The sequence below is a fragment of the Antrihabitans spumae genome (assembly GCF_043944905.1).
Lineage (GTDB): Bacteria > Actinomycetota > Actinomycetes > Mycobacteriales > Mycobacteriaceae > Antrihabitans > Antrihabitans spumae.
This window is the reverse complement of sequence record NZ_JBIMSN010000012.1, coordinates 17,951-40,503: the sequence shown is the minus strand read 5'-3', so window position 1 is coordinate 40,503 and position 22,553 is coordinate 17,951. Positions and strand designations below refer to the sequence as shown.

17 protein-coding genes are annotated in these 22,553 nt (G+C 64.9%); 5 read left to right on the top strand and 12 right to left on the bottom strand.

The annotated features are described in order from the left end of the window. The first annotated feature begins 318 nt into the window (after positions 1 to 318). The 5 genes from lpqS to ACHIRB_RS02960 all read left to right on the top strand — a co-directional run bounded on the left by lpqS (position 319) and on the right by ACHIRB_RS02960 (position 4,969). Positions 319 to 753, top strand: a complete 435-nt coding sequence (lpqS, locus tag ACHIRB_RS31230; RefSeq protein WP_465259337.1) for a putative copper homeostasis (lipo)protein LpqS — start codon at positions 319 to 321, stop codon at positions 751 to 753. 88 nt (positions 754 to 841) lie between these two features. After that, positions 842 to 1,963: a PLP-dependent cysteine synthase family protein gene (locus tag ACHIRB_RS02975; protein WP_395127602.1), complete on the top strand. Its 1,122-nt coding sequence runs from the start codon at positions 842 to 844 to the stop codon at positions 1,961 to 1,963. Then, on the top strand, positions 1,960 to 3,231 hold the full coding sequence (locus ACHIRB_RS02970; RefSeq protein ID WP_395127601.1) for an MFS transporter: 1,272 nt from the start codon (positions 1,960 to 1,962) through the stop codon (positions 3,229 to 3,231). The genes ACHIRB_RS02975 and ACHIRB_RS02970 overlap by 4 nt, the downstream gene beginning before the upstream one ends. A 132-nt stretch (positions 3,232 to 3,363) precedes the next feature. Continuing rightward, entirely contained in the window at positions 3,364 to 4,014 is a 651-nt protein-coding gene (locus ACHIRB_RS02965; RefSeq protein ID WP_395125485.1) for a YcnI family copper-binding membrane protein, read from the top strand. A gap of 145 nt (positions 4,015 to 4,159) precedes the next feature. Then, positions 4,160 to 4,969, top strand: coding sequence for an alpha/beta fold hydrolase (locus ACHIRB_RS02960; protein ID WP_395125486.1), 810 nt, complete (start codon positions 4,160 to 4,162; stop codon positions 4,967 to 4,969). A gap of 649 nt (positions 4,970 to 5,618) precedes the next feature. Here the strand turns inward: ACHIRB_RS02960 and ACHIRB_RS02955 are convergent. From ACHIRB_RS02955 to ACHIRB_RS02900, 12 genes are all read right to left on the bottom strand, one after another. Continuing rightward, positions 5,619 to 5,855, bottom strand: coding sequence for a hypothetical protein (locus tag ACHIRB_RS02955; RefSeq protein ID WP_395125487.1), 237 nt, complete (start codon positions 5,853 to 5,855; stop codon positions 5,619 to 5,621). A 77-nt stretch (positions 5,856 to 5,932) separates the two neighbouring features. Beyond that, on the bottom strand, positions 5,933 to 11,647 hold the full coding sequence (locus ACHIRB_RS02950; RefSeq protein ID WP_395125488.1) for a helicase-related protein: 5,715 nt from the start codon (positions 11,645 to 11,647) through the stop codon (positions 5,933 to 5,935). A 125-nt stretch (positions 11,648 to 11,772) separates the two neighbouring features. Beyond that, entirely contained in the window at positions 11,773 to 12,429 is a 657-nt protein-coding gene (locus tag ACHIRB_RS02945; RefSeq protein ID WP_395125489.1) for an SRPBCC family protein, read from the bottom strand. Between the two features lie 300 nt (positions 12,430 to 12,729). Next, positions 12,730 to 13,302: a DUF4913 domain-containing protein gene (locus ACHIRB_RS02940; protein WP_395125490.1), complete on the bottom strand. Its 573-nt coding sequence runs from the start codon at positions 13,300 to 13,302 to the stop codon at positions 12,730 to 12,732. Then, a complete protein-coding gene (locus tag ACHIRB_RS02935) occupies positions 13,299 to 15,113 on the bottom strand; it encodes a type IV secretory system conjugative DNA transfer family protein (protein WP_395127600.1) in 1,815 nt (604 codons plus the stop codon). Before ACHIRB_RS02935 ends, ACHIRB_RS02940 begins: the two co-directional genes overlap by 4 nt. Beyond that, entirely contained in the window at positions 15,110 to 15,829 is a 720-nt protein-coding gene (locus tag ACHIRB_RS02930) for a hypothetical protein (protein WP_395125492.1), read from the bottom strand. Before ACHIRB_RS02930 ends, ACHIRB_RS02935 begins: the two co-directional genes overlap by 4 nt. Before the next feature lie 16 nt (positions 15,830 to 15,845). Then, on the bottom strand, positions 15,846 to 16,139 hold the full coding sequence (locus ACHIRB_RS02925) for a hypothetical protein (RefSeq protein WP_395125493.1): 294 nt from the start codon (positions 16,137 to 16,139) through the stop codon (positions 15,846 to 15,848). Beyond that, entirely contained in the window at positions 16,136 to 17,854 is a 1,719-nt protein-coding gene (locus ACHIRB_RS02920; RefSeq protein ID WP_395125494.1) for an ATP/GTP-binding protein, read from the bottom strand. Before ACHIRB_RS02920 ends, ACHIRB_RS02925 begins: the two co-directional genes overlap by 4 nt. A gap of 2 nt (positions 17,855 to 17,856) precedes the next feature. Then, on the bottom strand, positions 17,857 to 19,371 hold the full coding sequence (locus tag ACHIRB_RS02915) for an SCO6880 family protein (protein ID WP_395125495.1): 1,515 nt from the start codon (positions 19,369 to 19,371) through the stop codon (positions 17,857 to 17,859). A 70-nt stretch (positions 19,372 to 19,441) separates the two neighbouring features. After that, positions 19,442 to 20,944, bottom strand: a complete 1,503-nt coding sequence (locus ACHIRB_RS02910) for a hypothetical protein (RefSeq protein ID WP_395125496.1) — start codon at positions 20,942 to 20,944, stop codon at positions 19,442 to 19,444. Then, complete coding sequence (locus ACHIRB_RS02905; protein ID WP_395125497.1) at positions 20,929 to 21,825, bottom strand: DUF8175 domain-containg protein; 897 nt, start codon at positions 21,823 to 21,825, stop codon at positions 20,929 to 20,931. Before ACHIRB_RS02905 ends, ACHIRB_RS02910 begins: the two co-directional genes overlap by 16 nt. Next, complete coding sequence (locus ACHIRB_RS02900) at positions 21,822 to 22,529, bottom strand: DUF8175 domain-containg protein (RefSeq protein WP_395125498.1); 708 nt, start codon at positions 22,527 to 22,529, stop codon at positions 21,822 to 21,824. The genes ACHIRB_RS02905 and ACHIRB_RS02900 overlap by 4 nt, the downstream gene beginning before the upstream one ends. Positions 22,530 to 22,553 lie beyond the last annotated feature (24 nt).

Below are 22,553 nucleotides of genomic sequence, written 5' to 3'. Positions count from 1 at the left end.
CCCGATTTGTTCACGTTCAGCATCGTCTGCTTACCGCGGCCGGGACCCCGATCGCCCTGATATCGCTCGATCGGCCAGGCCTTACGGTCCCGACCGTGGGCTAACACCTCGGGTGACGGACCCCACCTTTCGGCATGCCGCGCCGTAAAACGTGGACGCCGTCAACTACGTTCGACCAGGCAGAGAACAGCCTCTGATCTGCCAGTTTTGTTCACGAGCCACTGCGTTCAGGCATTCGTACGGGACGTACGACACGTCACCTGCGCCCGCAGCGCAAGCCCGGATACATGTTTCCCCACTGTTACGGTTGGGAGCACTATGGAGGTCACCGCGGTTCGTCCCATGCGTGTGCATGTGCTCGTCGCTGTGTCCGCGGTTCTGTGCTTACTCGGCCTGACCGTCCTTCAATGTGCGCTTCTTACCGGTGACGAGTCGCTGCCGCCTCACTCTCACGACCTGACAGTGACAAGTCAGACCACTCTCGGTGAGATGAGTCAATCGTCCCCGGACTCAGGTGGGCACCCCCACACACAAGATGGATCGGCGCGGGACGTTCACGAACTGCAAGCTGCCCTCCAGCGGGTCCGCACCGACAATCCACTACGACCTCTGGCGTTGGTTGCCGCCTCCGTGACAACGCTGGTCGCCGCCGTCCTGTCCCTCGTTGTATCGGCTCGCGGGCCTCCACGATCGCCCGTCCCCGCTCGCAGCGGGCGCGCGATATTGCAAGACCTCTGTATCGCCAGGTGCTGAGCATCAGCTGATCGACCACCAAGTTCGACTCTGTGGTCGGTCGAATGCTGCCTATCTCACCTGACCACTAGTACAGGGATGAACCATCATGGACATTGCGTATTCTGACGTACCCGATTCACCAACCTCAGCTCCGCACGACTCACCCGCCATCGACAGCGCACGCGATCGGGGCCCCGGCATCCTGGTCGGTGACACGCCCGTTCTTTGGGTCGGGGAACCCTTCGCCGACGCCGGCAAAGGCTTCTGGGCGAAACTCGAGGGATGCAATCCCGGTGGGATGAAAGATCGCCCCGCGCTGCACATGGTCGAGCGCGCCAAAGCGCGTGGCGAACTTGCCGCCGGGGCGATGATCATCGAATCCACCAGCGGAACCCTGGGCCTCGGGCTCGCGCTCGCCGGCACGGTCCACCAGCACCCGGTCACCCTGGTCACCGATCCTGGAATGGAACCGATCGTGCATCGGATGCTCGCCGCCTACGGCGCGAAGGTCGAACTGGTCACCGAGCCACACCCCACCGGCGGCTGGCAACAAGCCCGCTTGGACAAGGTCCGTGAACTGCTCGACGCCAATCCCGGCTCGTGGAGTCCCGACCAGTACGCAAACCCTGACAATGTCGATGCCTACCAGTCGCTGGCGGTAGAGCTGATTGCCCAACTCGGCCGTATCGACGTGCTGGTCTGCTCGGTCGGGACCGGGGGCCACTCGGCGGGAGTCGCGCGAGTCCTGCGCCAACATTTTCCCGATCTGAAATTGGTCGGCGTCGACACGATCGGATCGACCATCTTCGGGCAACCCGCGGACACGCGCATTATGCGTGGTTTGGGGTCGAGCATCTTTCCCGGCAACATCGACTATCCCGCCTTCGACGAAATTCATTGGATCGCGCCACAAGAAGCAGTCTGGTCGTGCCGAACATTGACCGCCGAATATCACGCGAGCGGCGGCTGGAGTGTGGGTGCCGTCGCGTTGGTAGCGGGATGGATTGCCCGCAGCAGCGGTGCCGGCACCAAGATCGCCGCCGTCTTCCCCGACGGTCCCCAACGATATTTCGACACCATCTACAACGACGACTTCTGCCGCGAACGCGGGCTGCTCGACACCGCTCCCCCCACCGAACCGGTCACGATCGACCATCCCACCGACCATGTCGTCCAGCAGTGGACCCGATGCGCCACTGTGGTGAATCCAGGCGAGCACCGAGCATGACCAACCTGATCACCCAATTCCGCAGCTTCGACCGACCCAGTCAAGTGCTGATGGTCAATCAATTCTCCATCAACATCGGCTTCTACATGCTGATGCCGTTCCTGGCGGGCTACCTCGCCGGACCGCTCGGGCTGGCGGCCTGGACAGTCGGACTCGTCCTCGGAATCCGGAACTTCTCCCAACAGGGCATGTTCCTGCTCGGCGGGACCCTCGCCGACCGCCTCGGATACAAACCTCTGATCATTGCCGGATGCCTGTTACGCACCGCCGGTTTCGTCCTGTTGGCAGCAGTCGACTCGCTGCCCGCGATCCTGGTGGCCTCTGCTGCCACCGGTTTCGCGGGTGCCTTGTTCAACCCCGCGGTCCGCGCCTACCTCGCCGCGGACGCCGGTCCCCGGCGGGTCGAAGCCTTCGCCGTGTTCAACGTGTTCTACCAAGCAGGAATCCTGCTGGGCCCGCTAGTGGGACTTGCGCTGACCGCGTTCGACTTTCGGGTAACGGCCCTCGTCGCTGCGGCAGTATTCGGCATCCTCACCGTGGTCCAGATCTGGGCGCTCCCAGCCCATGAAGCCGAGACCGAGACGGACCGTCCTTCAGTCCGCGAGGACTGGCGCACAGTCATGTCCAATCGACCGTTCGTGCTGTTCTCACTGGCCATGATCGGCTCCTACGTCCTCTCCTTCCAGGTCTACTTGGCCTTGCCGTTGCAGGCCGACGTCATTGCCGGAGGCGGAATGTCCGCAACCACCTTGGTCACGTCGGTCTTCGTCATCTCCGGATTGGTGGCGATCGCCGGCCAACTCCGCATCACCGCCTGGTTCGCTGCACGGTGGGGCTCGGGCCGAAGCCTGGTTATCGGCATGGCCGCGCTTTCGGTGGCATTCGTCCCACTGGTTGTCGTGCCGACCAACGACGTGTTCGGCAGTTGGGCTGGTGCGACCGCACTGCTACTGACCGCCGCACTTCTCGCAGTCGGCACCGCCGCGGTCTTCCCATTCGAAATGGATACCGTGGTCGCCCTGGCCGGCGGCAGAATCGTGGCCACCCACTACGGCTTCTACAACACGATCGTCGGAATCGGCATCCTCGCAGGCAACCTCGGTACCGGTGCGGTATTCGGAGTGGTTCACGACGCAGGACTCGACGCATTGATCTGGATCGCACTCACCGTCGTCGGATTCGGATGCGTGACCGCACTGCATCTGCTCGAGCGGACCGGCAGCCTCGATCCCCGCGCCACCAAAGTGCCTGTCACCTCGCTGGAATGAGCCCAACACCGGTTTAGCAAGCTCGCGCAGCTTCCGGCCCGTCAAAAGATCACAGGCGTTGCGGACAAACGTTCGCTCCCACACCAGACAAATCGTCTCGAAATCCAGCGACCCTCAGAATAAGGAACAGACATGACGCACTCGATCACCCGGGCCTTCATCACCGCAGGCGCCGTTGCCACGGCCCTCGCACTCTCCGCCGGCACTGCATCGGCACACCTCACAGTCGAGTCACCAGGCGCCAAGCAAGGCGCTTCGACCGTGCTCACCTTCAAAGTGTCGACCGAATCCGACACCGCCAACACAACCAAACTGTCGATCCAACTTCCAGGCTTCAAATCCGCGCGCACGGAGCCGTTACCCGGATGGACCGCTGCCGTGGAGAAGGACTCGTCCCAGCTCGTGACCTCGGTGACATGGACCGCCGACCCCGGTGCAGGTGTGGGCCCCGGCCAATTCCAGCGGTTCGTCCTGTCGGCCAGCCCCCTGCCGGAGGAGAATGAAGTTTCGTTCACCGCCGCGCAGACCTACAGCGACGGAAAGGTGGTCAATTGGGACCAGCCGACGCCCGACAGCGGCGAGGAGCCGGAATTTCCGGCACCGGTACTCACCCTCACCGAGGGCTCGGACGCCCATGCGCACGGCGACGAAACGTCCAGTGCCGCCGCCGAAGGTAGTACGACCGACACCCTCGCTCGCTGGCTCGGCGCCGGCGGACTGGCACTCGGGGCCCTCGGTGTAGCACTAGGACTGGGTGCCGCTATTCGCAGCCGACGGAAATAGCATCGTCAAAAGGGCATAGACGCGGCCCGACCGATCGCGAAGAGATAAAGCAACGCGTCCGAAGCTGCTCGCAACTTGATTGGACCACCACATCCACGCCCCGCCGCACCCAGCTGAAACACAACGAGACGAGAGAAGCGCGGTAATGCGTGAAATCAACTACCGCGGCGGCGACGGAACCCTTCTGTTCGCCGCAGCAGATGGGGCCGGTCCCGTCGTCGTACTGCTGCACGGCGGTGGCCCGGATCATCACAGTTTGCTGCCGATGGCGAACCGTCTCGCGGACCGGTTCACGGTTGTAGTCCCGGATGTGCGGGGATATGGCCGCTCGGTGTGCCGAGATCCTGGCCTGCACACGTGGAGTCGCTACGCCGAGGACGTGGCCGCCCTACTCGACCATCTCGACGTGCCGGATGCGGTGGTCGGCGGGACCGGTTTGGGCGGCACCATCGCGTTGCGCGTCGGTCTGGCCTTCCCCGCGCGAGTTCGTTCGATCGTGGTGATCAGTGCCGAGGATATCGAGGACGACGAAGCAAAATTAGCCGAAACCGCGTTGATGGACCGTTTCGCCGACCGGGTGCGAGCGGAGGGCATCGAGGCGGCGTGGGAGTTGTTCCTTCCTCACCTGCAACCACTGATCGGGAACCTGGTGCGCTCTGCGCTACCGCGCGCCGACCCGGGGAGCGTCGCCGCCGCTGCCGCCATTGGGCGTGACCGCTCGTTCCGCACGCTCGACGAGCTCAGCGCGATTGACGCTCCGGTGCTTATCGTTCCCGGCGCTGACGAGCGCCATCCGGTCGAGGTCACCGAACGCATGAGCGCCACAATCCCGAATGCGACACTCGCGCGGAACGTGTCGTTCGACGCGCTGCGGACAGCAGAGGATCTCGCCGATGCCGTGGCCCCGGAAATCCGCCGTTTCCTCGACAACTGCGGCGAGCTCTCTTGGAACTAACAACTCAGCATGGAGAAAGTTGGGCGTCCAATTGTCCTGGAGAGGATCGCAAGCAGCACACCTGCGATAACCCGCTCGAATGCCTACCGACGGCCCCGGCACCACTGATTCGGAGCAGGCGAACCGATGATGGATCCAACCACCCGATGCGGCAAAGGTTCGACCTCCGCGACCGATATGCGGGTAGCCACGAGGTGATCGTTGTTCACGCCGGTCGCGGGCAGGCCGTCGGCACAAGCGAATGGTACGAAATCACTCGGAACCCGCCGCTACCACGGCACCCGCATCGACCCACGGCGGAGGACAAGGAGCGGAGGCGTCAAAGCAATGAATCGGCGTTCACCGAAGTGTGCCCAACGGGGTGCGTACCGTGTAACCGTCCAGCGTTTAATCAGGCTTGCAACCCCCCGGCCTGGGCCAGCCGAATAGGGAAACTAGCCATGGTCGGTACTTCCGTCTGCACTTCAGACGCTGTGCGCCAGCCGACAGCGGTGTAGGGCATCGCACTGTCGCTGCCCGCATATACCGGCATAGTGCTTGTTGCGTGATGTGCGGGTGCCGTCAGGACGCAGCCGCCCATAACCGGATTGAAGTTGCATGCGACCCGGCCGGATTGGTCGACGAAGTGCGTTCCGAACGCCTGGCCGGTCTAGAAGTTCGCATCCACATCGGCCAGCGGTGTTTCCTGTCCTGCCGGCGGCGCCGTTGCCGTCGACACCGTCGGTGCAGTACCTGTGGCCGTGGGAGTGAGAGTTGCCGTTAGCGCCTGTGTGCTCGAAGCCGCGGTCTCGGCGTCGGTCGACGAGCCGCACCCGGCCAATGCGGTCATCACGCAGCCGGCGAGCAGCGCAGCTGCAGATGTGTGTCGGATCGTTCGGATCTTCATGTGGTTCCTCCCCCTAGAAGAATTTGTGGTCGAGATGAGCGTTGCATGGGCATTTCCGACGGTCTGATGTCGTGATGTCACAGGTCCGGATCTGCGCCGTAGGCAGTGTTCTTGGTGGGTCCGACATCGTTCGGATCTGTCGGTGGGTGCGCTGTTGTGGTGTGCCGCTGATGTGTCGATGCAGGCGGCGTGGTCAACGCAATCAATTGCGCAGCGGAATTGTGCATCGGCGCGGTCATCGATTCGGCGACCGCCTGTATATGCAGGTCACGCTGCGCCTCGATCTCACGGACCGCCATCACCTCCCGGACCGCGTCGGCATCTTCGAAGCCGAGGTCTTCGACCAGCGCTGGTGTCGGGTTGAGCAGCAAGCTCCACCCGTCTTCGCGTCCTTTCGCTTCCAGTCGTTGGGTGCGAGCGAGGTTGCGGGCCAACGCTTCCGGACTGTTCTCGGCATCGCGCAGCTCACGCCGCAGCACGTGCAGCTCGGTGCTGAGGTCCTGCAACCGCACGGCGTCCGGGAAGTCGCTCATGGTGGTGTTCTCCAGCAGTGCCAGCCGTCGTCGGTCCTCGGTGAGGTTGTACTCGAGTCGGCCGAGTTCCGCGCCGGCGTCGTCGACCATGTTCTCGACGCGGGTCATGATGCCCGACGCCCGAGCCGCCCGCCCGTGCTCCGACGTCGCAGCGGTGATCGGCGTGTACAGCTCGTTTGGATCGAACGCGCGGTTGGCGATCGGCAGCGATTCGAATCGGACGAAGAGTTCGCTCGACGTCATCGACCGCACCACTTCGACGGTATGTCCGGCGATCTCGGCGACCGGCAGCGATTCGTGTAAACCTTTGCCTTTCAACGCTCCCCACGCCTCACGCAACGACATCTGCAACGCCGCCGACGCCTCGGAACGTTTGCTGAATCGTCGGCCGCCGATCGTCATGTCGAACCCGTCCCGGTCGCGCCATGCCTGCAACGCCGGCACAGCCGCAGTCAGCAGCTGCAATCGTCTCTCCGACAATGGAACCCGCACCCGGAGCCGGTCACGGTCGCGTTCGATGCTGCGTTGCTCGGCGAAATGCGCGTCCGCTTCTGCTTGCAGGTCCTGGACTTGGGAGTCGAGTTCGACCTGCCGCATATACCGTTGATCGCCAGTCGCCAGCGCTTTTGTCAGCGCTGCGTTCTCGGCGACGGAGTCGGCGTCGAGGTTCGGGACCCGGCGCATCGACCGATCGGCTCGGCGGAGTTGTTCGATGTAGTGCGCTTTCTTGTGCACGGTCTGCCACATCACCGTGTCGTAGGTGCGTTCGGCGACGATGTTGAGCACCCGCACCTGCTCGTTCTGGTTGCCTTGGCGGATGATGCGACCTTCGCGTTGCTCCAGATCCGCTGGGCGCCAGGGCACGTCGATGTGTATCAACGCCACCGCCCGGCCCTGCACATTCGTTCCTGTACCCATTTTCTCGGTCGATCCGAGCAGCACCGAGACGCGTCCGTTGCGGCAGTCGGCGAACAGCTGCGCCTTCTGCGACGGTTTCGGATAGTCGTGCACGAACCGGATCGAGTGCGGATCCATGCCGCCGGCGACAAGGCGATCCTTGATCTCCTGATACACCGACCACTCCCCCGGCTTCGGGGTGCCGCGATCACAGAACCCGATCTGCAGCCCACCCGGCGTCGGGGACATCTCACCGAACTTGTCGCGGTACCGGTTGTCCTTCGTCGCGTTCCAGATCTCCAACATCTTCTCCGAGACGACCGCGGCACGGGTGGTGCCGTCGACGCGGAACTCTTTCGCGCTCAGATGCAGATGCGCCGCCCGCGGATCCAGCGACGCTTTGCGGCCGTGATCGGCGATGACGAGGGTGTTGTCGATGTCGGGTCGGGACGGATCACCATTGTCGGCGCGCCAGCCCAGGTCGGCGATGAAGTCGAGCACCTCCTGCGGCGGGGTAAAAACCGCGACTTCGTTTGTGCCGGTGTTCTTTTCCGGCAACGGAACCGGGACTCGTTCGCGACCGACGAAGTCGGTGAACACACTATTGATGGCGACCAGATCGCCCACGTTCGTGTACTCACCAACACGAGTCACCGGGCGTAACCGACTACCGGAACTGTTGAGCTCCACCCGTTCCACTGTCTCGGTGAACGCCGCACCCCATTCGTCGAGGTCGGAGACTTCGGCGTCGGCGAGCAGATCCGGACGCAAATAGGTTTGCATCACCCACAATTCGGCGAGGGAGTTCGCGACCGGTGTGCCGGTGGCGAAGGTAGCGACCCGTTCGACGTATTCGTCGTCACCGACCCCGGCGGCGACCGCCTGGGCGCGGCGTTGATCGCGCAGATGGGTCAGCTTCATCTGCAGATCGAGTGCTTGATCGGAGCCCGCGCAGGCGAGTTCTTGGATGTGGGAGGCGCGGACGAGGTTCTTGAAGTTGTGCGCCTCGTCGATGAACAAGTAGTCACACCCCGAGGATTCGAAATTCAGTCCGGTGTCGCGTTTGGCGTCGTCGAGGGCTTCGGTGAGTTTGGCCTCCAGTGTGGCCTTGGCCTTTTCGATCGCTTTGACACTGTCGTCATGTTCGGCGTCGAAGGCGTTGAGTTTGTCGAGCTGGATCTGAATGAACTCGGCTTTCGTCGACGGCGCGACACCGACCCGGACGAACACCGACATCGGCACGATCACCATGTCCCAGTCCTGCGAGGCAGATTGCGCGACGAACAACCGACGCATATCGGCATCGGTTGCGGCCGCACCGGAAAGCACCTTCGCACCGGGATACCAGCGCAACGCCTCACTGGTCACCTGGTCGACGATGTGGTTGGGCACCACGATCCACGGTTTGGCGGCCAGTCCGAGTCGTTTGAGTTCCATCGCGCCCATGAACATGGTGCCGCTCTTACCGGCCCCGACCACATGGTCGAGCAGCACCGACGGCTCGCTGACGATGCGAGCGACCGCATTGCGTTGATAGTCATAGGGTTTGAACGACGAACCCAACCCTGGAAAGGCGCGAGCGGATCCGTCGTAGGACGGGGCGACGACAGAGTTGAACAGCTCGTTGTAGCGGTCCAGCAGCCGTTCGGTGCGGTCGGTATCGGTGTGCAGTGCCCACTGACCGAACTCCTGAGACAGCCGCTGTGCGCGGGCTTGAGCGGCACGGGTGGCCGCATCGTGCAGACCGTCACCGCCCGACGCGTCGCGGTACTGCTTGGACTTGGTGATCTCGATCGGCTTGCTGTTGAGCAGATCGGTTAACACGTCGCGCCAGCCGTACTCACCTTTACGAACGCCGGCGTCGTAGCAGCCGCGGGCCTGGGCGTCGGCGTGCTCGAAGTTGAACCGCGTCGCCGACGGGTAGGGCTTAGGAACCAGCCCCCATTTCATGTCCTGCTCGGCGCTGGCCGGGTAGTACCCGGCTTGGATCGACCACTGACCAGCCGCTTTCTCGATCGTGACCGACACATCGCCCGGGATCGCGAATGTGTCGCGCATGAACTGCACGTAGTCGGTATGCGGGATCCAGCCCGTGCCCGGTCGCACTTCGACACCGGTGCGGATCGGCGGTGGCAGCACCGCCGTCAACGCATCCACATTCGGTCGGTAGCGCTCGTCGACGGCCGCGAACTCGTGCGCGACAGCCAACTTCCTGCGGACGTTGCCCGACAAGTACTGCGCGGCCGGAACCCACACGTTCGGATTGGCGACACCGCGGAACGCGGTGCCGGAGTCGGGCAACTGAGACTCGACCTGCTCGACGTTGGTCCCGAGGAGACCGGCGATCCGGTCGACGTCGACGCGGGCGGTCTGATCCAGACTGATCGCCACCGCGTCGGCGAGGGTGTCGGCACTCTCGCGACCGGGCCGCACGCCGAGCACATCGGTATGAAACAGCGCCGCTTTGGTCGCCGTCATCGTCGTTTCGTCGAATTCTTCCAACGCTAACACCGCAGCGAACGACGGATCGGCCCGCAGCGTTTTACCCAGGTGCGAGGCCAGTTTGTGCGGCGACTTCGGATTGACCCACGCCTGATCGGACAACTGCGCCAGGATCGGCTCCGGCACCGGACCTTCGTAGGGCTCAGCTTTGCTGCCTTCCGATACCCGCCACTGCGCCAACAGCGTGTCCAAGGCGCGGTCGTGCTGCGCATCGGTCAGATCGGCGACCTTCGACCAGGTGAACCGGTTGATCAGCCCGTATCGCGACACGTAGGCGTCGTAGCGCTGATTCAGCTCGACGCGCAATGCGGCCCGTTCGGCCGCCGGTTGATCCTCGCGCTGGGTGTCGATCAACGCGACCGCAATGTCGCGCAGATCCAGCAGCGCACCCCACTCGGCGGTCTGTTTGGCTCCCCGCGTCTTGACCGGTGCCCATTCCATGCCGGTCCAGGTCCGGATCTCGGCGGCTTGCGGGTCGCAGGACAAGGTGCCGATGGTGGTGCCGGCCTGACCCCGTTCGCGGGCGCGGGTGAGTCCGCGTTCGAAGTCCGCACGGGTCGGTCCCATCGTGTTCGCCCAGCTCGCCGTTAACGCCAGCCCGGCTCCCCGTGCCTGCTCGACGATGCCGGACAACGCCTCCACGACCTGGGTGGCGAGGGCGGCACCGCTCTCCCCCCGCACGACCAGCTGCTCGGCGGCGTATTGGCCACGTCCGAGTTCCATCGTGCCGAGCACGTGGTGCGGATGGTCGGCGTAGTAGGAGTTGGCCTGCAGCCCGAGCTGACGGCCGTCCCGATAGACCGTCGAATAGGTCAACCCCAAGAACTGCTTCGTCCGGGCGGTCATCTCCTGGCCGTCTTCGCGGCGACGCAAGACGAGGATGTCGGTGACCACCGACGTGCCGGCGACCCGGGAGAACGCACCTTCGGGCAACCGGATCGCACCGAGCAGGTCGGCTTTGTCGGCGATCTCTGTGCGTGCTCGTGCGTTGACAGCGTCCATGGTGTAGCGCGAGGTCAGGACCGTGACGTAGCCGCCGGGTGCAGTGACCGCGAGAGCTTTGTTGATGAAGTGGTTGTGAATCGAGAGCCGCGACGGATTGTGCACCGGATCGTGCAGCCGGAAGTCACCGAACGGGACATTGCCGATCGCTGCGGTGAACGAGGCCTCCGGAACGTGGGTCAGTTCGAACCCCTCGTTGCGGATCTGCGCCGACGGATGCAACGCCGCGGCGATGGACGCGGTGGTGGAGTCGAGCTCGACCCCGACCATCTGCGCACTGCTCGGCGCGTGCGCGAGGAACGTGCCCGATCCGCAGCCGGGTTCGAGGACGCGGCCGCCGCCGAATCCGGCCTGTTCCATCGCCCGCCACATCGCGCGTGCGATAGCGGGATCGGTGTAGTGCGCGTTGAGAGTGTTGCGTTGAGCTTGCGACCACTGCCTGTCGTCGAGCAGCTCACGCAGCTGCTCACGCTCGGTGGCCCATTCCGGTTTGCGGAGGTCGAAGATCCCGGCAGCGGCACCCCACCCGGACCAGCGGCCGAGCACCGACTGCTCCTCCGCGGTGGCGTAGCGGTCCTCGGCTTCGATGCGACGCACGATCCGGATCGCGGCGATGTTGGCCGCAGCACGGGCCTTTTCCCCTGACGGAGGCAGGACCTCGGTGCCGGGTCGGAAATCGACGGGTGCCACGTACACCGGCTGTTCGGCGACTGGTGTCTCGACGGCCTGGTGCTCGTCGACGAGCGGCGCACCGCGGTCGGGAGTATGTGTCAGTGTCGCGTCGATCGAGATGGACGCGACTGGCAGCTGCTCTACGTCGTCGGCCGCAGTACCCATTTCGGCGTGCTGCGATGACATCTCGAACGCCGCTGTCACCTCCGCCGGTGGTGGCGGCAGTGGTGTCCCGCCCGGATCGGTGACCGCCGGATCCAGCGGCGCGGCACCGTCGACGTCGAGAGCGAACAGATCGCCCTGGCCCTCGGCTACGGGTCGACGAGTCTTCCGGGGCCGTCGAGCGGTCTGCCCGCCGCCACCAAGGCTTGGCTGACTTGGTTGGTGAACGATGCTGCCAGCGGGTCGCTCGGCCCAGTCGGCACCGGCTCGCCGTCCTCGGTCCGGGCTTGCAGCAAAAAGGCCCCCGTCACCCGGAACAGCGCCGAGCGATCCGGCCACAGCTGGCGCGACAACTCGCTCGCCTCCGAACTCGGATCCCGTCGACGAAGCGGATCGATCCACCGATCCCGGTCCCCCGCCGCGTCCTGGAGCCGCACCTGTTCCTGCAGCGCTTCCCGCTCCTGAAACTCCTCCACGCTCACCGGTTCCGGAAAGTCCTGCTCCGAGTGCGGGATCTGCTCGTAAAGTTCCTGCGCCAGCACCGCTTCGGTGATCGAGCGGCGAGCTGTCTCGATCAACGTCACCGTCGTCAGGTAGTCCGGTGCTTCGCCGTGCTCGTCCCACCATTGGCGCACCAGCGGACCCTGGCCCTGCATCTGCGTCTCGATCAGGTCGCTGATCCGCAGCGCCTCGTCGGCGACGAAGTTCGCCTTCTGCGTCTGCGACCAGTCCTCCGGCAGCCCGATATGGGTCCGCCACGTCTGCTCGACCAGTTGGCGAAGATTCTCGGGTGGGGTCTCGGTCATCGGCGGCGGTACCTTCCTCGGTGGCGAAAAGATCCAGTTGCGTGTCGGTGGCGGCGCGGCGCTGTTTGCGGGGCATACCAGGGAGCTCCTCTGCAGACATACCCTGCGACGGGTGTGCCTGCGTTCGTGGTGATTATGGTGACTCATTGGCCGGAGCTCCGTTCTCTGGCTGCCCTGCCCTGGCGGGTCTAGACCACCCGCCAGGGTCTGGGAAAGGGTGAATGTGATGACGTTCGAGCGTGACGACAGTGCGAAAGGGCTATCGGATCGGCGGATCGACGCCGGTAACGCAGCCGCCGCTCATGCTGCATCTCCTGTGGTACGGGCCCTGATGGTCCGGAAATCTGGTCCGCGACCACCGTCTGCGGGCGGCTGTTCGTCGTTGCGGTCGGCGTCGAACCACCCGGCAGGTACGGGGATCGTCGGATAAGCAGGTATGTCGACGTGAGCCTCCGGGGTGCAGCGCCACATCGGTCCGGCCTCGCCATCGCAGAGTGCGCGCAGATGCGGGTCGGTGTGCTGGACCCACCAGGAACTCATCGCCAGCGGTTCCTCGCTGCGCCGCGCCCCTTCCCACCCGCGCCACAGTGCGTGCAGTCGGACGCTGACCTCCCGGTGCCGCCACCACTGTCGGCACCAGGTGCGACCCCGGCCACCGCCGAGCAGCTTCCCGGCCAGCACCGGTGCCAGCCAGTGTTCGACGAATTCGCCGACGTCGGCGAACACATCGGGTTCGGGTTCCTTCTCGACCTTCTCCGATGCTGCGCCCGATGTGGGTTTCGGCTTCGCAGTACGTCTACGTCCGGCTTTGCCTTGCGGGGATGATGGTGTCGACGTGTAGTAGTCGGGTTCGTCGCCGTAGTCGTCGGTCATGACGCGAGCTCCTGCTCGGTCGATGGGTCGAGGTCGAGTCCGCTCAAGGCAAGGGCACCCTTTTTCGGTTCGTATGTGGCCAGCGAGGCGCGGATCTGCTCGGCGAAACGGCCCTCGCTCCAGAACGATTTACGCACCAGCACAGGCGGATTGCCCGACGTCATCACAATGGCACGATCTTTCGGCAACGCCGCCAGCACCGAGACCGGTGCGATCGGTTCCCGCGACCACGACTGCGACCGCGAACCACCACCGGTCGATCCGCTCGAATGACTCGACGACCACCGCGAAACGTCGTGCTCCCCAATCTGATGTGAAATCGACTGCAGATAGCTGTCGTCGTCGACTCCGCCGCCGTAGTAATGCATGTTCGCCGCCTGACGCATCGTGGCCAGCTTCTGCTCCGACCACACTTCCCCGGCTTGGGCCGGCGACTGAAGGAACGTCAACAGCACGACCCCTTGAGATCCTGCGTGTGAGTACTGCTTGGGCAGATCCGACAGTTTGCACACGTTGGCGGCCTCGTCGAGCACCGCCACGATCGGTGTCGGCAGCCGTCCACCGGGGCTGCGTCGCGCCACCACGAACGCCGCCTCGAGCAGCCGACCGACCAGCGCCGTCGTCAACGCGGTCGCCGAATCGGGACCTTCCAACGACATCGCATACAGGGTGTCCGTCGAGCTGGCGAAGCGGTCGACATCGAACTCGGGCAAGTCGTGGGACAACGCGACAGCGGCCAGTCCACTGTCCTGATCGAACTGCTTGCGGCGCTGCGGCAGAACAGCTTTCGCGTACTCCGGATCGTTGAGGACGTTGAGGAACCGGCGCGCCATGTCGAAGAGGCCGTCCTTCTGACGCGGATTGAGTCGTTGGGCGCTGCGAACCTTCTCCGCCGCCATGGCTTCACCAGCCGCCTCAAGCAACATCGCCGGTAGGGCCGAGTCGTCGTCGGAAAGCCAGCCGAGCGTGTGCAGAAGATCTCCGCCTCCGACCGCGGCGGCGAACATGTGCAGCGCGAGGAGTTCTTGAGCGCCGCCGTCGAAGTAGGCATCGACGCGGGCCCCGTCCTCTTTGGACGCCGAAACGAAGTAGCCGGCGAGTTTGCGGGCCGCTTTGAGCGACGACATGCCGCGCAGTAGGTCGATCCACCACTGCGGACCACCGTCGGTCGCGATGCCTTGCAGATCGAAGATCCACACTCGCCCCACCGCTTCGCGGACCCCGCGCGTGTGGTCGTGCAGATCACGCTTGTTCGACGTCGCGATCACCGCACCAGGAGCATGACACACAGCAGGAATAGCCAATGCCTGCGTCTTTCCGGTTCGTGGGCCCGAGAACGCGAGACCAACGTCCTCCCAACTCATCACGATCAGATGGTTTCCGCAGACGGTTTTGCCGATCGGAATCCCGTAGGTGTCAGGCCTGTCGAGGACGATTCCGGGACGCAGGCGTTCGGCTTTGCGTTTCGCGCTCGCGCCGTGCACTTCGGCGAGATGTCGCGGCGGTGCCATCGACTTCGCGAGGTGATCGACGCGTGTGGTGGACCCTCGTCGGATCAGCCGGGACGAGAACAGGCCGACGCAGACCAGAACGAGGACGGCGGCCAGCACGAGCAATACCGTCGCCTGGATCGGCCAGATCAGCTCGCCGTCGGTGACTCCGGACAAGGCGACCACCGGGTTGGCGGGTACGGCCTGATCGAGACCGGCAATCGCACTACCGCCACGCCAGCACAGATAGGTGAGGACACCAGCCAGTCCAGAGGCGAGAGCGATCCACCACCACACAACATCGGAACGATTGCGGTTCACAGGTCCGCTCCGAATTCACGCTCGGCGTAGGTCTCGTTCGATTCCCGCTGCGGAACCTCAGTGAAATCGGCTACGGAAGAGCTAGTTTCGCCACTCGACCACGCCGGATCGGCGACGCCGACTAGGTCGGCGACACGTCGTCTCGACTCGCTGTCGTAGTCCGGTGCGGGTGCAGTCTCGGCGTCGAGGGTGTGTTCGACCAACGATTCGGCCAACGATTCGGCGACGAGCGTCTGCGCGTTCATATCTGTTCCGGACGGCTCGTCCGCTCCGGCACCGGCGTCGCCGGGTTCGCGTGGATCCGAACCCGCGCCGACTACAGCGGCCACGGTTTCGGCGTCGGCTGCGTCCATCTGATCGGCGAGGGTGATCACCGCTTCGGGACTGATCCCATCTTCGCGCATCCGTTGCGACCAGGCATCGGCGGTCTGCGGGTCGACGTCGCGAGTGGCTTCCGCCGCCGCCCATCGTGCCGCCAGTGAGGAGTCCTGCCATTTCTGGGCCAGCAGGTCACTCTTCTCAGCGTTTCGTTGTGCCCGCTCGGCTCGTTGACGTTCGCGGTCGGCCAACCGTTCGGCTCGGTCGTGTCGTTGTTCACGGCGTTGTTGTGCGCGGCGGTACTCCTCGCTCGCCCGGCGAGCAGCTTGCAACGCTTTCGCAGCCATGACTGCGATCTCACTGCCAACGAACTCCAAATGTGGTGTGTCGGTGCTCATGCTGTCGCTCCTCTGTTCATCGCTGCGTGTCCTGACCATCGAGGGGCTCGATGGAGTTGCGGGTGTGCAGATCGGCGCAATCAACTGCGGCCGTCACGCTGGCGAGCCAGCCGGGCTTGTCTCGTCCCAGCACCGATCGGCTGGTCACCGTTGTCGGAGCCAGCGTGTGTGAATGCGAGGTGATCACCACGTAGCGGTGCTGGCGCGAGAGGATCAGGAGTTGGCGCTGCAGCTCGTCGAGAGCGCCACCGAGCGCGGCCGAGGGCGAGTGCGGCTCGGTGGCCGAGGCATAGAGGAAGACGATGCTCATGCGGCCATCGCCCCGGAGAATCTAGCGTCGGTCTCGTGCCATTTGCGTTCGATTTCGATCGGTGTGAACACGGTCTTGAACGGGGTTCCGGGGACGCGTTCGGTGCCTATCTTGAGCATGAAATTGCCCCGCCCCGGTGGTGGACGCCGTGTGTGGGTGTCGGGGTCATAGGCGCCGGGGGTCGACCAGCTCGACACAGTGTCGCGGTCGGCGCGGGTGAACGGAATGATCGCGTCGAGCTTGTCCATCTCTTCGCGTGGCAACGCACCCACGATCAGAGCACCGGCACGTTCGATGAAACCTTTCGCCTTCTGAATATCCATATCGGCGGCGAGGGTTTCGAGGTCTTTGACGGTGTGGGTGATCATCATCAGCGCGGTCCCGAGGGTGCGGGTCAGGCGAGTGACTGCGTCGATGCGCCCGACCATGCCCGGGCCGGCCGAGAGCACGCGCCACAGTTCGTCGAGGACGGCCAGGAAGTGTCGTTGCGGTGCCAGCCCGGCGTCTGCCAGGACGTGGGCTGCTTCGATTGCGCCGAAACCATCCTCCCAGCACGCGTACATCACCGCCGCTTCCAGCTTCTCGTCACCGCTGGTGATCGAGGAAATGTCGACGCAGATCGCGGGCGGAGGATCTGCGATCAGATCGATCGGATCCGATGTCTGTCCGGCGAACACGTCGCCCAGATCACCGTCGACGAGTGCAGTGAGGGTCTGCAGCAGCGGCTTGACCTCCAGGTTGTAATGGGCTTGGTCGGCAGCCAGCACTTTGCGGATCAGTGCGTCGGGCGCGGACTCGATCAGATCGATCAGATCGGCGATCACCGGAGGAAGCGATTCAGGCCCGAATCGCGGATCGGCGTCGAGGATGCGCAGCGCGGCACCGAGCAGATTGCGTTCGGTCTGACCGAGTGCGGATTCACGCTCGATTTCGCACAGACCTTGCAGCAGCCGTTTGCGACGCGAATGCACCTGCTTGGACACCAACCGTGCCAGGTCTTCGCGGCCGGCCTTTTGCAGGCGCACAATGATCGACCCGAGAGCCCCGAGCGCGAGCGGGTTGAGCTGGCCGTGGCCGTGGCCGAGCCGAATGATTTTGCCGCCCAGATCTTTGACAACTTTGACATGTTCGCCTTTGGTGTCGGCAAAGACAAACGGGATCTGATTCTGTCCTGCGGCACCGGCGATCATCTTGCGTGCGACCGAAGATTTTCCGTAGCTGGGCAGGCCGAGCAGAAAGCAGCTCGGGGTGACGTGCAGACGAGCTCGATACGTCGCCGAGATGGGGTCGTAATTGAAGGTTCCGCCGGTTTTGAGGTTGATTCCATGCGGGCTGCCGACCATCGGGTGAGTGTCACCGAAGACGAACGGGAACAGCCCGCATGCCTGCACGGTGGTGGCCCGGAACGTGGGAATGACGTCGACGACCTCCATGGCACCGCCACCGGGTCCGCCGAGACCGCGGGAGCCGAGACGTGCAGCGCGCCGCCATTTCGGCTCTCGCCGAGCGGGATCGCGTTGTTTGATCTCTTCTTTCAGAGCAGCGGCGGTCTCGCGTGCCTGTTGTTTGGCGTCGGCCGCGCGACTGCGTTGTCCCCGCGTCAGCGGATCCATCGACGGTGCCCGCGTGCGGCGCCGGGTCGGTTCGTAGCTGTGGGTGATGCTGTCGGCGAACCAGCGACGCAGGTTGATGCCCATCCGGGAGCGTCGGGTCATGGCTAGGCCCCCCGAACAGTCTTCGCGACGCTGGCATGGTCGGGCAGCAAGACCCCGACTCCGATGCCAGCGAGGAACGCCGAGGGTTGGGACCACCAGGCGGGACGGATCGACAGTCGCGCCGAGGCGGCCATGTCTTTGGCGATCTCGCCGAGTCCGTCGAGTTCCTCGACGTCGCGGGCGGAAACGGTGATGATCATGCCGTAGTCGGTGACCCCGGAACCCGATGCCTCTTCGCGTCGAGCCTGCTGGGTTGCAGCCACTTGCATCCCAGCCCGCGCCGAGGCCAAACCACGGGTCGAGTTGACCGCGGCGGCGGCGGCGAGATGATCGGCGTGGACGCTCGCAGCGGCGTCACCGGGCGGTAATGGCCTGTGAATCAGAGTGATTCGTTTCCGCGCCACATCGGGTCGGCCCGCGATCAGCTTCTCCAAGACTCGTTCCGTGGGGAATCCGGACGGGGGCCTGCTCATCACCCAGACTCGCGAGCAGGCACCGTCGTGAAAGTAGGTATCGGAGGTCTGATCAGCGGTCAGCGGACCCGCGTCGAGCCAGTCGACGGCGTCGATCTTGTTGCTGACCACGTCTTCGACGGCAGCTTCGGTCTCTTCGCGAGGGTCGAAGCAGCGGCGCACGGTCGCAGCGAGCTGATGATCGGAGAGTGGATCAGCGACGACGCCACTTCGAGCGAGCTGATCGCAGAACGCGGGGATCCGCTCGGACAGATCGGCGAGCATCACCATCGGGTCTTTCTTTTTCGCGTCGGTGCGCGCGGCCCAGGTGATGGAGACTCGCATGAGCAGTTGGCTGCCGGATCTGTCTGCCGCTCGGCCGCGACCGGCCTGCCGGATCATTTCCACCGCAGCGGCCGGTGCGTCGGGATGGCAGAGCCGGTCGATTTCGGCTTTCAACCGTGCACCGGTCTCCGGAATCGTCTCGGCGACAACGACAATGCCTTCCACGTCGCCGGGTTGCCCGGCCGAGTTGAGCAGTTCGCCCCAGTCGGCCACCATCAGGTTGACGACTTCCTGCTGCATGCCGCCGATGCCTTGTGGTGTGACGCGTAGCGACACCGTGTACTGGCTGGTGGAGTGCATCCGGATCATGCCGAATCTGCGACCGAGTTTGTCGATGCCCCACCACATTTCGGTCGGTGCGGCGACGCCGGGGAGCCGGGTCCGTCCGCCCGGAGCGTTCGACAGCGGCCCGGCGCGGAGCACGTTGCGGCCGGTGCGGCTCTGTTTGCGGAACCCCCGCCACAGCAAGCCCAGTTCGTAGCCGGAATGGCCCGCGACGCGGACAGCGAGCGGGATGCAGGCCACGATGCTGAGCACGATCCAGGTCAGTCCCGTGAGGACGAATCCGCTGATCAGCATGAACAGGACGGCGACGATCAGATTGGCGCCGACGACGTAGAACACTTTCTTCGGCACACCGAACGCGAACACTCGCCGCACCTCGTGTCCGGCGCTGTAGGTGCGTCTGGCCTCCAACGGCAGATTATCGACTTGTGTCATCTCGACTCCTTCAGGTCCGACGCGGTCGGGCGATGGGTGTGGCAGCGTGGTCGGGGTACCTCAGGGCAGGTCATGCGGACCGTCCTCCGGTGGAATCGCCGTCGGGTGTGTCCGGTCCGCCCATGGCGGCACCGGTGGCCCCGGCGACCCCGCCGACCACTGCGCCGACGGCTTTACCGGCCTGTTCGCCGGCCATCACGGCGGCACCGGCCGGTCCAGCAGCAGTTGCGCCTCCGGACGCTGCGCCGGAGGCGGCGGCTCCGCCACCGCTTGCCGCGCCACCGCTACTGGCCGCGCCCGTTGCCCCGGCGGAGCCGGTGGACCCGATGCCTCCGGTCGATCCGGCAGCTCCCGACGAGGTGGTCGCGCCGGTCGGTTGCTGTCCGTCGCTGCGTCCTCCAGCCGGTGGCGACGATGGAGATTCCGAGGTAGCACCGCCTGTGGATCCGAGTGATTCACCGATGCGGCCGCCGATGGATCCGGTGGCGGCCATGACCCCGGCGGCCAGCGCCATGCCGGACGCGCCGCCCATCGATCCGACTGCGGGAACGATCAGTCGCATCAAGGCGGGCAGGGTCAGGAAGCTCAGTGTCAGCAGGATCAGTCCGGCGAACGTGCCTTGGGCGTCGTCGCTGCCGCCGGCGGCGGCGAAGGCCACGCCGTAGACGATCGACGCCATCAGCGGAAACAACAGGAATACCGCGGTCCATGCGAGCAACTTGTTGTAGGCCTGTTTACCGGCCGCGAAGCCGGATCCGGCGGCGGCGAGGGGTATGACGCCCTGGATGAGCTTCGCGACCGCCATCTGGGCAAGGACGAAGCAGCACTGCACGATCGTGCCGATGAGGCCGAGGAAGGCGAACACGAACAGCAGACCCGGCCCCAGGAGCGGGCCGGAGATCAGTAGCTTCTTGGCAGCGTCGACAAGGTTGTCCCCCACCATCAGCTCGACGATCCACATTCCGCCGCGCCGGGAGGCTTCGTCTGCAATCACCACCAGCCCAGCCAACGACCACGACGCGAACACGGTTCGGGTCAGTACAGCGGCCGCTTCACGGGCATGGGTGTCCCGCATCTCCGCGCGAGCGAAGGCGAGACGCACTGCCGATACGCCGATCGAGACGACGAACAGCGCGATCTGAAAGAAGCGCAGGTAGGAGTGCACCTCGGAGATGATTTCTCCGCTGTTTCCGCTACTGCCTTCATCGGTGAGGGGTGTGCGGTACCACCAGGTGAACATCATGGTGATCGCTTTGGTCCAGCCGTCGGCGAATGCGGTCGCAGCCTCCCCGACTGCGCCGTCCATCGCTTCCCCGACGGCGTCGCTGGGGTTGGCGACGGCGGTACCGACGTCACAGGTCAGTTCGAATTGCTTGGCGGGAATGCTCAGTGGGCCCGGCAGACTGTCGATTTTGTCGCCGATTGCTCGGCACTTGGAGTAGAGATCGGGTTCCTCCGCGGGCGCCGACGGCGCTGGCGGGGTGGGTTCGGCAGCGGCCAGCACTGGCGTGCCGATCAGGACCGCCAGGACCAGCAGCAGCAGCGTGAGCAGGCGTGTTACCACTCCGACCACCCCGACAGTGTCGTCAGCGGCGCGAAGGGGCCTGGCTCGACGTCGGCTCCACGTAGCTTCCAGTCCCCGTCCTGCCAGAGCGCTTGCAGCTGCACGATCATCCAGTTGTTCCCGACCCGGCGTCGATCGGGGACGGCGTACTGGATCACGGCGAACGTGGCGTCGGCGCTCCAGCCGGTGATCCGGAATGCCGACGGCCGCGGTACGACAGGGTCGATGCTGGAGATGTCCCATTCTTCGGTGCTGCTGAGATCCTGACCGGGGACAGCGACGATCTGTGTGTCACGGGCGGCATCGAGGTGTGCTCGACTGATCGCGACCCGGGACTGGACTTGCCAGGCGGCCAGTGCCGCGCCTTGCGGGGTGCGGGTGTAGCCGGAGACCAGAGGTCCGTCCACGCGTGTGGGTCCGTCGCTGGTGGAGAAGGGAAGTGCGAACGGACCGATGATCTGCCACATCACCGAGGCAGGGGCATCGAGCGGTGGGCAGGTCGGTGGTGCCGGGCACGAGTAGGTATCGCGGTCGACCGGTTGCTGCGGAAGAGGTTGACCGGCAGAGTTTTTCGGATAGGCGATCGGTCGTCCCAGCATGTCCGCCGACGGCGGGTTGAACGGCTCAGCCGGCGTCGGATCGGGTGCCGGCGGTGTTCGGGTCGGGGTCGGTGTCGCTGCCGAGGTTGGCCGCGCCGGTGTCGCTGCGTCGTCGTCGCCGACGAGCCGCGCACCGATGATGCCGATTCCGGCGACGAGCATCAAGGCGATGAAGGCGGCCGAGATGTAGAGCGTGGTTCGGCTACCGGCGAGCCACCCGCCCATGCGCCGCATTGCGCCTGGTTCGGTCGTGGTGTCGGGGCGCTTGCTCGTACGTTCTGCGGTCTTCATCGTTGGCCCCCGGTGGTGGCGCCGAACGCGGTGTAGCCGTCCAGCGACGTCAACGCCACCAAGGGAGTCGACTCTGCATCCCCCGCAGCACCTTTCGGGTCCGGCAACGCTAGCTTCCAGTCGTCGCCGAACCAGATGACGCCCGAGGATGCAGCCGTGAGAGTGCCGTCGGGCATGCGGGTCGCCAGCCAGATCGTGGCTGCGGAGTCGCTGTAGTCGGTCACACGAAAGCCGACGAATTGGGCGGTCTGTGCTGGATCTGCGTCGCTGCTGATCGAGGCCATGACTCGTGCCGCGGCGAATGCATCGCGTCCAGGACCGGGTGCTGCGACCGTGACCACGGTGCTGGCCCAGGATTCATCCGGTGCCATCGACAACCGCACCTGAGCCTGCATGGCGGCGCACACGGCGCCTTGGGGTGTGCGCGCATAGCCCGATCCGGTGATCCGGTCACGCGGACCATCGGCGCTGTAGGGCACAGCGACGCCGCGATACAGCTCCCACTGCACCTGCTCCGGTACGGCCGCGACATCGAGGACGGTGTCGGTGCCGCCGTCGGTGGTTTCGCCGCCGCCACCAAAGGACATCAGCAGTGTTGCGACAACCCCGAGGACGAGCAGGACGGCCATCGCAGCGACGGTCCGTCTGCGGTCCACCTCGGACAGTCGTGAGCGCAGCTCGTCGAATACCAATCGGATCTTCATATCGCCTTCCGCCTCTGTGTCTGG

Bases quoted from the DNA above. Each gene is read 5' to 3' on its own strand.
- ACHIRB_RS02960 (WP_395125486.1), top strand. From the start codon at position 4,160: ATGCGTGAAATCAACTACCGCGGCGGCGACGGAACCCTTCTGTTCGCC.
- ACHIRB_RS02950 (WP_395125488.1), bottom strand. From the start codon at position 11,647: ATGTCATCGCAGCACGCCGAAATGGGTACTGCGGCCGACGACGTAGAG.
- ACHIRB_RS02930 (WP_395125492.1), bottom strand. From the start codon at position 15,829: ATGAGCACCGACACACCACATTTGGAGTTCGTTGGCAGTGAGATCGCA.
- ACHIRB_RS02970 (WP_395127601.1), top strand. From the start codon at position 1,960: ATGACCAACCTGATCACCCAATTCCGCAGCTTCGACCGACCCAGTCAA.
- ACHIRB_RS02900 (WP_395125498.1), bottom strand. From the start codon at position 22,529: ATGAAGATCCGATTGGTATTCGACGAGCTGCGCTCACGACTGTCCGAG.
- ACHIRB_RS02905 (WP_395125497.1), bottom strand. From the start codon at position 21,825: ATGAAGACCGCAGAACGTACGAGCAAGCGCCCCGACACCACGACCGAA.
- ACHIRB_RS02915 (WP_395125495.1), bottom strand. From the start codon at position 19,371: ATGACACAAGTCGATAATCTGCCGTTGGAGGCCAGACGCACCTACAGC.
- ACHIRB_RS02940 (WP_395125490.1), bottom strand. From the start codon at position 13,302: ATGACCGACGACTACGGCGACGAACCCGACTACTACACGTCGACACCA.
- lpqS (WP_465259337.1), top strand. From the start codon at position 319: ATGGAGGTCACCGCGGTTCGTCCCATGCGTGTGCATGTGCTCGTCGCT.
- ACHIRB_RS02955 (WP_395125487.1), bottom strand. From the start codon at position 5,855: ATGAAGATCCGAACGATCCGACACACATCTGCAGCTGCGCTGCTCGCC.
- ACHIRB_RS02920 (WP_395125494.1), bottom strand. From the start codon at position 17,854: ATGACCCGACGCTCCCGGATGGGCATCAACCTGCGTCGCTGGTTCGCC.
- ACHIRB_RS02975 (WP_395127602.1), top strand. From the start codon at position 842: ATGGACATTGCGTATTCTGACGTACCCGATTCACCAACCTCAGCTCCG.
- ACHIRB_RS02965 (WP_395125485.1), top strand. From the start codon at position 3,364: ATGACGCACTCGATCACCCGGGCCTTCATCACCGCAGGCGCCGTTGCC.
- ACHIRB_RS02925 (WP_395125493.1), bottom strand. From the start codon at position 16,139: ATGAGCATCGTCTTCCTCTATGCCTCGGCCACCGAGCCGCACTCGCCC.
- ACHIRB_RS02945 (WP_395125489.1), bottom strand. From the start codon at position 12,429: ATGACCGAGACCCCACCCGAGAATCTTCGCCAACTGGTCGAGCAGACG.